6 protein-coding genes and 1 riboswitch are annotated in these 9,047 nt (G+C 66.9%); of the genes, 1 reads left to right on the forward strand and 5 read right to left on the reverse strand.

Going from position 1 to position 9,047, the window contains the following annotated elements; all coding sequences use genetic code 11:
• The 3 genes from GPA25_RS23050 to metH all read right to left on the reverse strand — a co-directional run.
• The coding region (locus GPA25_RS23050; RefSeq protein WP_169262745.1) for a DedA family protein at positions 1–431 on the reverse strand (431 nt) is incomplete at its 3' end.
• Positions 432–653: 222 nt separating this feature from the next.
• Positions 654–1,043 (reverse strand): hypothetical protein, encoded by a 390-nt coding sequence (locus GPA25_RS23055; protein WP_169262746.1) that lies wholly within the window; start codon positions 1,041–1,043, stop codon positions 654–656.
• Positions 1,044–1,213: 170 nt separating this feature from the next.
• Positions 1,214–4,924 (reverse strand): methionine synthase, encoded by a 3,711-nt coding sequence (gene metH, locus GPA25_RS23060; protein ID WP_169262747.1) that lies wholly within the window; start codon positions 4,922–4,924, stop codon positions 1,214–1,216.
• A gap of 77 nt (positions 4,925–5,001) precedes the next feature.
• Positions 5,002–5,083: riboswitch (S-adenosyl-L-homocysteine riboswitch) on the reverse strand.
• A gap of 145 nt (positions 5,084–5,228) precedes the next feature.
• Here metH and GPA25_RS23065 point away from each other — a divergent pair.
• A complete protein-coding gene (locus GPA25_RS23065; RefSeq protein WP_169262748.1) occupies positions 5,229–6,980 on the forward strand; it encodes a SulP family inorganic anion transporter in 1,752 nt (583 codons plus the stop codon).
• Positions 6,981–7,028: 48 nt separating this feature from the next.
• Here the strand turns inward: GPA25_RS23065 and GPA25_RS23070 are convergent, their stop codons facing one another.
• Together GPA25_RS23070 and GPA25_RS23075 are read right to left on the reverse strand one after the other, a co-directional pair.
• On the reverse strand, positions 7,029–8,585 hold the full coding sequence (locus GPA25_RS23070; protein ID WP_169262749.1) for a YiiX/YebB-like N1pC/P60 family cysteine hydrolase: 1,557 nt from the start codon (positions 8,583–8,585) through the stop codon (positions 7,029–7,031).
• Between the two features lie 202 nt (positions 8,586–8,787).
• Positions 8,788–9,047 (reverse strand): hypothetical protein (locus GPA25_RS23075; protein WP_211163321.1); only part of this gene is annotated, 260 nt, incomplete at its 5' end.

A 9,047-nucleotide genomic window follows, 5' to 3' on the forward strand; every position in this document is an offset into this window, starting at 1 on the left:
GCCCCCGCCCCCGCCGCCAGCAGGAAGCCCGTCAGTGGCATGCGCAGCGAACCGGCGATCGGCGGCGCAACGGTGGAGAATCCCGGGATGAACTTCGCGACCACCAGCGACCACACGCCCCAGCGGACGAAACGTGCTTCGGTCTGCGACACGCAGGAATCCGGATTCAGCGACAGCCGGCACAGGCCAGACAGCACGCGATAGCCGAAGGCCCTGCCCGCCAGATACCAGATCCAGTCGGCAATCACCGAGGCCGCGACCGCCGCGACGAGCATCGTGCCGGCCTGCCCGGACGAGGCCGCGAGGCTGCCCGCAACCAGCAGCGTCGGCACCGCCGGCACCGGCAGGCCCAGTTGCTGCAACAGCACGTTCGCGAACACGACCCACACCGCATCGCGCTGGATCGCTTCGGTGATCTGGCTGAGGTCCATCAGGTCTCCCCGGTCGATTGACGTCGCGCGCGCGCCACGCGGTCGCCGCGAGCGATAGTGACGGAGGAACTGCTGGCGGAATCCTTCATGCGGGCGATCTCGCGGCGGCGTTGCAGCCGAAATGAAAGAACCACGATTCTCTCGCGAAAACCGTGGTCCGTACCCGCCAATCCTGATCAGCGCGACGAGCGGTCGCACTGCGTGCCGACACGAAGGGGCAGATCAGCGTTGCGATTCGCCCTTCAGCCCGCGCACGAAGGCCTTGCTGCCATCGCGCGCAGTGCGTCCGATCGCCCGGCCGGCGTCGCCGATGCCGTGCCAGGTGACGACCGCCGCATCGCGGACGGTATGACCGATATTGCGGCCGGCTTCGGCCGCACCGTGGCCGACCTCGCGCCCCGCGTCACGCGCACCGGTACCGATGTCGCGCATCGTCCCGCCAACGGTATGGCCTACCGCTGCCGCAGTCGACGGCTCGCGGGACTCGACGGGCGCGGCGGACTCACCGGCGACGGACACTGCCTGCACACCGAGCACCAGCGCCGCGCAGGCGAGGAATCGGGTGATTGAAGCCGGTTTTAGAGACCGGCAGGATCGAATGCTTGTTTGCATGATCGGGTCTCTCCTTGCGACGGATTGCGAGATAAAAACTGCGGGAAACTGCGTGCAGTTGCGCCGACCTGCGGACAGGCAAATGCACCCCGTCCGGCAGGCCTCGCGCACCAAGCTTACGCCAGCCGCGAACCCGTCACGGTAAGCAGGCGTAACGCCACCCTGCCGCCTTACAGCAGCGGCGCGAGCCACCTCGCCGCCTCGTCGACCGTCGTGCCGGTGCGCTTTGCCCAGTCTTCGAGCTGATCGCGGCCGATTTTCTGGATCGCGAAATAACGACTCTGCGGGTGGGCGAAGTAGAAACCGCTGACCGATGCCGCCGGACTCATCGCGAACGATTCCGTCAGCGCCATGCCGGCATTCTTCGGCGCGTCGAGCAGCTCGAACAGCGCCGCCTTGGACGTGTGATCCGGGCAGGCCGGGTAGCCGGGCGCCGGGCGAATACCGCGGTATTCCTCGCGGATCAGCGCGTCGTTGGCGAGCGTCTCGTCGGCGGCGTAGCCCCAGTAGTCCTTGCGCACCTGCGCGTGCAGCCATTCGGCGCAGGCTTCGGCAAGGCGGTCGGCGAGGCTCTTCAGCATGATCGAGTGGTAGTCGTCGTGCGCGGCCTCGAACTCGGCGAGCTTCTTCTCGATGCCGAGGCCGGCGGTCACCGCGAAGGCGCCGCAGTAGTCGGCCACGCCGGACGCCTTCGGCGCGACGAAATCGGCCAGACAATAGTGCGGTTTGCCCGCCGGGCGCTCGTGCTGCTGGCGCAGGCCGTGCCAGGTGATCAAGGGTGTCGCGCGCGCCTCGTCGGCGTAGAACGCGATGTCGTCGCCGAGGCTGTTCGCCGGGAACAGGCCGAACACCGCCCGCGCCTGCAACCAGCCCTCGGCGACGACCCGTTCGAGCATCGCACGGCCGTCCGCGAACACGTTGCGCGCGGTCTCGCCGACCACCGCGTCGTCGAGGATCTTCGGATAGCTGCCGGCCAGATCCCAAGTCTGGAAGAACGGCCCCCAGTCGATGTAGCCGACCAGTGCGGCGAGCGGCACCTCGAGCGCCTGCACGCCCAGCGTGTGCGGCTTCGCCGGCGCGTACGGGGTCGCGTCGAAGCGGAACGCGTTGGCACGCGCGGCCATGAGGCTGACGAGCGGCACGCCCTTCTTGTTCGCATGCTGCGTGCGAATCCGGTCGTAGTCGGCGGCGAGCTGCGTCTTGAAGTCCGCCGCACCGCCTTCGGACAACAAGGCAGTGACGACGCCGACCGCGCGCGAGGCGTCCGGCACGTAGACGACCGGGCCGGTGTAATGCGGCGCGATCTTGATCGCGGTATGCGCTCGGCTGGTCGTCGCACCGCCGATCAGCAGGGGTATCGGCGCGCCGTCGGCGAAACCCTGGCGCTGCATCTCGGCGGCGACGTGGCTCATCTCCTCGAGCGAAGGCGTGATGAGGCCCGACAGGCCGATCGCCTGCGCGCCGTGTTCGCGCGCGGCATTGAGGATCTTCTCCGCCGGCACCATCACGCCGAGGTCGATCACTTCGTAACCGTTGCAGCCGAGTACGACGCCGACGATGTTCTTGCCGATGTCGTGCACGTCGCCCTTGACGGTGGCGACGACGATGCGCCCCTTGGAGGTCGCGCCGGTCCTGAGTTTCTCGGCCTCGATATACGGAATCAGGTGCGCGACCGCCTGCTTCATCACGCGCGCGGATTTGACGACCTGCGGCAGGAACATCTTGCCGGCACCGAAGAGATCGCCAACGACGTTCATGCCGGCCATCAGCGGGCCTTCGATGACCGCCAGCGGCGGCTTGCCCGCGGCTTCGAGCTTCGCGCGCACCTCCTCGGTGTCGGCAACGACGAAGTCGGTGATGCCTTTCACCAGCGCATGCGCCAGGCGCTCCTCGACCGCCAGCGCGCGCCACGCGAGATCCGGCCCGGCGTTCTTGGCCTTTCCTTCCTTGACGCTCTGCGCCGCCTCGACCAGCGCCTCGCCGGCACCGGCGTTGCGGTTCAGCACCACGTCCTCGACCTTGTCGCGCAGCACCGGCTCGAGGTCGTCATACACGCCGAGCTGGCCGGCATTGACGATGCCCATCGACAGCCCGGCCTTGATCGCGTGGTACAGGAACACCGTGTGAATCGCCTCGCGCACCGCGTCGTTGCCGCGGAAACTGAAGCTGACGTTCGACACGCCGCCGGAAATCTTCGCGTACGGCAGGTTCGCCTTGATCCACGCCACCGCGTTGATGAAATCGACGGCGTAGTTGTCGTGTTCCTCGATGCCGGTCGCGATCGCGAAAATGTTCGGGTCGAAGATGATGTCTTCGGGCGGAAAACCGATGCCGGTGAGCAGGTCGTAGGCGCGCTTGCAGATCTCGGTCTTGCGCCGGTAGGTGTCGGCCTGGCCCTTCTCGTCGAAAGCCATGACGATGACCGCAGCGCCGTACTGACGGCACAGCCGCGCCTGGCGCAGGAACTCGGCCTCGCCCTCCTTCATCGAGATCGAATTGACGACGCCCTTGCCCTGGATGCACTTGAGGCCCGCCTCGATGACGCTCCACTTCGACGAGTCGAGCATGATCGGCACGCGCGAGATGTCCGGCTCGGACGCGATGAGCTTGAGGAAACGCTCCATCGCCGCCAGCGAGTCGAGCATCGCCTCGTCCATGTTGATGTCGATGACCTGGGCGCCGTTTTCGACCTGCTGGCGCGCGACCGCCAGCGCGTCGTCGAAACGGCCTTCGAGGATCATGCGTGCGAAAGCCTTCGAACCGGTGACGTTGGTGCGCTCGCCGACGTTCACGAACAGGCTGTCCGCCCCGACGTTGAAGGGTTCCAGTCCTGACAGGCGCAGCTTCTTCTCCAGCGCCGGCACGACGCGCGGCTTGAGATCGGCCACCGCCGCGGCGATTGCCGCGATATGCGCCGGCGTCGTGCCGCAGCAGCCGCCGACGATGTTCACCAGGCCCGACGCGGCCCACTCGCGGATGTCGCCCGCGAGCTGTTCCGGCGTCTCGTCGTAACCGGTCGGCGACAGCGGATTCGGCAGGCCGGCGTTCGGGTGCGCCGACACATGCGTGTCGCAAACGTGGGAGAGTTCGTCCACGTACTGGCGCAGCTCCTTCGCGCCGAGCGCGCAGTTGAGACCGAAGGAGATCGGCCGCGCATGCGCGAGCGAGTTCCAGAACGCCTCCGCGGTCTGGCCGGACAAGGTACGGCCCGACGCATCGGTGATCGTGCCGGAAATCATCACCGGCACGCGGTGGCCACCGCTACCTTCCAGTTCGACAAACAGCTTCTCGATGGCGAACACCGCCGCCTTGGCGTTCAGCGTGTCGAAGATCGTCTCGATCAGCAGCAGGTCGGCGCCGCCTTCGAGCAGGCCGCGCGCCGAGTCGTAATAGTCATCGACGAGTGCGTCGAAGCTGATGTTGCGGAAGCCCGGATCGTTGACGTCGGGCGAGATCGACAGCGTGCGCGAAGTCGGTCCGAGCACGCCGGCGCAGTAGCGCGGCTTCGCCGGATTCTGCGCGGTGTATTCGTCGCACAGCTCGCGCACCAGCCGCGCACCCGCCACGTTCAGCTCGTACGCAAGGTCGGACAGGCCGTAATCGGCCTGCGACACGCGCGTCGCATTGAAAGTGTTGGTCTCGATGAGGTCCGCACCGGCCTCGAGGTAGGCGCGGTGGATGCCGCCGACGACGTCCGGGCGCGTCAGCACCAGCAGGTCGTTGTTGCCCTTCAGGTCCTTCGGATGCGCGCGAAACCGTTCCCCGCGGTAATCCGACTCGCCGAGCTTGTGCTGCTGGATCATCGTGCCCATCGCCCCGTCGAGGATCAGGATGCGCTGGGCGAGCAGGGAACGGAGTTCTTCGGAACGGTCGGTTTGCATGGTTCTACCTCGGTCGTGCGATTCGATCACAGCCGGCAGACGACGCAAAAACAAACGGCGCGGCAAACCCGGCTGATGGTTTGCGAGCGCCGTTGTTCGGTTGCTGAGCCTGGCCCCGGGAGTCACAGCCCGTCGCGGGTCGCAGCGCTCCTCAGCAAGCAACGGATTCTATTGATTTTGCCGCCCGGTGCCAAGGCGGCGCGTGCACCTGTCCGGCGATCGCCGCCCACTGCGCATTGCGCCACGCCTCGACACGCACGATTTCGGGCATATTGGTCGGCAAGCCCTCCGCGCGTGTTCGACGATGAAACCGCTACCCCCCGACTGGTTGTTCCGCATCGCCCCCGGCCTGCAGATGTTGCGCCATTACCGGCGCGCGGACCTGCGTCACGACCTGGCGGGCGGGCTGTCGGTGACCGCGGTGGCGATTCCGGTCGGCGTCGCGTATGCGGAGCTGGCCGGCTTTCCGCCGGCGTCGGGGCTTTACGCATCGATGGTGGCGATGCTCGCGTATGCGCTGTTCGGCTCGTCGCGCCAACTCATCGTCGGGCCCGACGCGGCCACCTGCGCGATGCTCGCCGCCGCGCTCGCACCGCTGGCGGCCGTGGGCTCGCCGGAGTACCTCACGTGGTCGATTGCGCTGACCTTTCTCGTCGGCCTGATGTGCCTGGCCGCCAGCCGCATGCGCCTGGGCGCGCTGGCGGACTTCCTGTCGAAACCGATCCTGATCGGCTTCCTCAACGGCATCGCGCTGTCGATCGTGCTGGGCCAACTGGGCAAGCTGCTCGGCTTTCCGGTACAGGCGCGCGACATCGTCGATAGTCTGCTGGAAATCGCTGGCAAGCTGCCGCAGACGCACCTGCCGAGCTTTGCGCTGGGTCTGATGGCCTTTGCAACGATGCACTGGACGGGGCGCCGTCTGCCGAACCTGCCTGCGGCGCTGGTGGTGCTGGTGGCGTCGGGGACGCTGGTGGCGCTGTTCGGCCTCGACGACTACGGCGTTGCGGTGATCGGCGAAGTTCCCGCCGGCCTGCCCCCGCTCGCCGTACCGCATCTCAGCGGCACGGCGGTGCATACGCTGTTCAGCGCCGCCGCGGGCATCGCGCTGGTGAGTTTTTCGAGCGCGATGCTCATCGCACGCGGCTTCGCGACGCGCAACGGCTACGAGATCGATTCGGACCGGGATTTCGCCGCACTCGGCGTCGCCAATGTCGCCTCGTCGATGCTGGGCGGCTTCGCCGTCAGCGGAGCGGGTTCGCGCACCGCGGTCAGCGTGTCGATGGGCGGACGCACGCAGATGGTGAGCCTCGTCGCAGCCTGCGGCGTCGCGCTGGCGCTGGTGTTCCTGACCGCGCCGCTGCGTTACGTGCCGATCGCCGCGCTGGGCGCGGTGTTGGTGCACACCGGGATCTACCTGTTCGACGTGAGTGCGCTGCGTGCCCTGTGGAAACTCGACCGCAACGAGTTCTGGCTGGCGTTGGTGGTGCTATTCGGGGTGGTGATCAGCGGCGTGATCCAGGCCATTCTCGTCGCCGTGGCGATCGCGCTGGTGCGTTTCGTGCGGCTCACGGCGCGGCCTACCGTGGAAGTGCTCGGGCAGGTCGAAGGCCTGCCCGGCCTGCATGCGACCTCCCATCACGAGCGCGCGCTGACCGTGCAGGGCCTGATGCTGTTCCGCTTCAATGCCCCGCTGGTCTTTTTCAACGCGCCCTATTTCCGTCAGCAGGTGCTGGCGGCGGCGGACGCTGCCGGCGAGGAGTTGCGCTGGCTGGTGCTCGACCTGCTGCCGGTAAGCCGCATCGACGTCACCGGCTTCTACACGCTAAAGGAAATCCGCGATGCCCTCGCCCGGCGCGGCGTGGAACTCAAGTTCGCCGGCCGCACCGCCGAACTGGCGACCTATCTGGAAGGGCGCGGCATCGACGTCGGCCCGCTGCAGGCTTCCGCGTATCCGACCCTGCGCGCCGCGATCAAGGCCTTCCGCAAACAGCAACGTCCGAACGATCACGAGGCCGCGCAGGAAGCAGTCGCCGAGGAAGCCGTTACGCCCGACTGAGGCCTCGAGGGTGGCCGCGCGCAGCCGGCCGATCGAGCACGCTCTCGCTCAGCGCCGGGCGAGCCTGATCACCTGCGCCTGAACCAGCCCCTCCATCGCCTCGCCCCGCTGCGACGCAATTTCGTCCCCATCGTGGTAGAGCAAGGCCACGCTCAGCGGACCAAGCTTCGTGGCCCGTACCGCCACGTTGTCCGGACTGATCGTCACCCGCCCGAGGTGGCGCTCGGTCGGCCAGTCGAGATCGACGTAGCTGTGATAGACGAGTTCCGAGCAGACGATCCGGTCCGTCGACTGGACATCGAAATTGAAATCGTAGGCCTTCCCCACCTGGCGCAGCGCCTGCACGACAACTTCCGCCCGTTGCGCATCGGACGAGCCGTCCTGGCGCAACAGCGCGAGGTCGTCGACATTCAGGAAATGCGCCAGCGTATTCATTTCGACGCCCGATCGCAGGGCCTCGACGACGCTCCGGCCGGCACGTATCGCCGCCTGATGCGGGCGCACGGCGGGATGCTCCCAGATGCCCAACTGACGCAATTCGGCCTCATTGCCAACCCACACCGCGACATGTCCCCAATGCCCCGGAATAAAGGCGTCCGTCAGCCGGAACGGGGTCTTTTCCAGAAGAATGTCACCGGCCTGCGCCGTCGATGTCAGCTTGGCCAGGATCTCGGGGCGCGCATCGAGCTTGCCACGGCGACTTTCGACAAGGCCGACGGCACTTCCGAACAACAAACTCGACACGTGCACGCCTTCCTTCCTGAGCCCGTGCAGGGTGTCGAAGCTCAGCGTCGAGAACAGGCCGAACATGTTGCCGAAGAACTCCAGCGGCCGGGCCTGGCGCACGATATTCCGCGACGGGCTCTGCTCGATGAGCTGCACCAGATAGCGATAGGCTTCGTCGCGCCCTTCCTCGACCGCTACCTCCGCGCCCCCCTTGGTTTCAAACCACACCAGAGCGCGACGCACACGGCTGCGGTTCTCCGGCGACGCAAAGGAGGCCGCGATCCGGTTGAGCTCGCCTTCCCTGATTGCAAAGCCGCTGTCGGCACGATTGAGGTGCTGGCGCAGCTTCAGGTCGGCGCGAAACAGCGAAATCGCCGAAAGATAATTGTCGTACAGCACCAGCGCCGCCGACAGGGACATCGCGATTCCGGTTGCCTGCACGGCGGCCGCCTGCGCATCCGCCGGCATCGGCTCATCAAGCCAGCACTCGTGGGCCAGACTGACCCGGAACAAGGCCGCACGTTGTTCGAGCATCGCGGCGGCGCCCTGATTGAGCTGCTGCAAATCCCGGCCCGACAAGGCCTCGCGCCGCCCAGCCTTGTCACGCAATTCGTCCAGCAGGCGGATCGAGCGCGCGCGCATCGCCAGCGCTTCTTCCACCACGCCCTGATAGACCAGCACTTCGCGCGCGAGCGACTGCTGCTGCTCGGCGATCGTGGCGCCCGCATGGAAGGCCTCGCGGTGCTCGACGCATCCCGCACCGGCCCCCAGCCGATCCCGCTCCCACGCCGTTCCCGGCGCTGCCGATGACAGCGCATAAGTGGGCCCGGAAGCCCTATCGAGGGCCAGGCAACTCCCACACAGAAGGCTCAGCGTCATGCCAAGCGCTCCAAGCTTCGCGCGTGCGCCAGCCAGCATCCATTTCATGTCGATTCGTCTCATTGTGGTCGGGTTGCGGTTACGCGCGCTCTGAGTGTCAATCAAAGAGTTTCCGAGCCATCGGACGCCGGCAGGACGTACTTACGCAGATCCGGCCCGCATACCCCACCTGCCGCCTTGTGATTGGCCCGCGGCATCACGATCATGCCGTTGCAACGCGTTCGGTATCGGCCTGCCGGGCGGCAGCGATGTCACGCAGCAGGTCATCGCTCCAGATGAACTCGACGGGCGCATTGGCTGCGCGAGGCTTGCGGCACTGTCGGTCGTACGCGGTGGGCGCCTGTTCAAGTTCCTTCTCGTGGATGCTGCGGCGGTAGAAGAAGCCGATGTGCGGGTAATAGCCGCGGCGGATGATGTAGCCACCGCCCTCCCGCCGGGTCGCGGTCTGCGTCAGGATCACCG

Source organism: Aromatoleum diolicum, assembly GCF_012910955.1.
Taxonomy (GTDB): domain Bacteria; phylum Pseudomonadota; class Gammaproteobacteria; order Burkholderiales; family Rhodocyclaceae; genus Aromatoleum; species Aromatoleum diolicum.

Coding starts and splice junctions, on each gene's coding strand:
- GPA25_RS23070 (WP_169262749.1), bottom strand. CDS start 8,585: ATGACGCTGAGCCTTCTGTGTGGGAGTTGCCTGGCCCTCGATAGGGCT.
- GPA25_RS23055 (WP_169262746.1), bottom strand. CDS start 1,043: ATGCAAACAAGCATTCGATCCTGCCGGTCTCTAAAACCGGCTTCAATC.
- GPA25_RS23065 (WP_169262748.1), top strand. CDS start 5,229: ATGAAACCGCTACCCCCCGACTGGTTGTTCCGCATCGCCCCCGGCCTG.
- metH (WP_169262747.1), bottom strand. CDS start 4,924: ATGCAAACCGACCGTTCCGAAGAACTCCGTTCCCTGCTCGCCCAGCGC.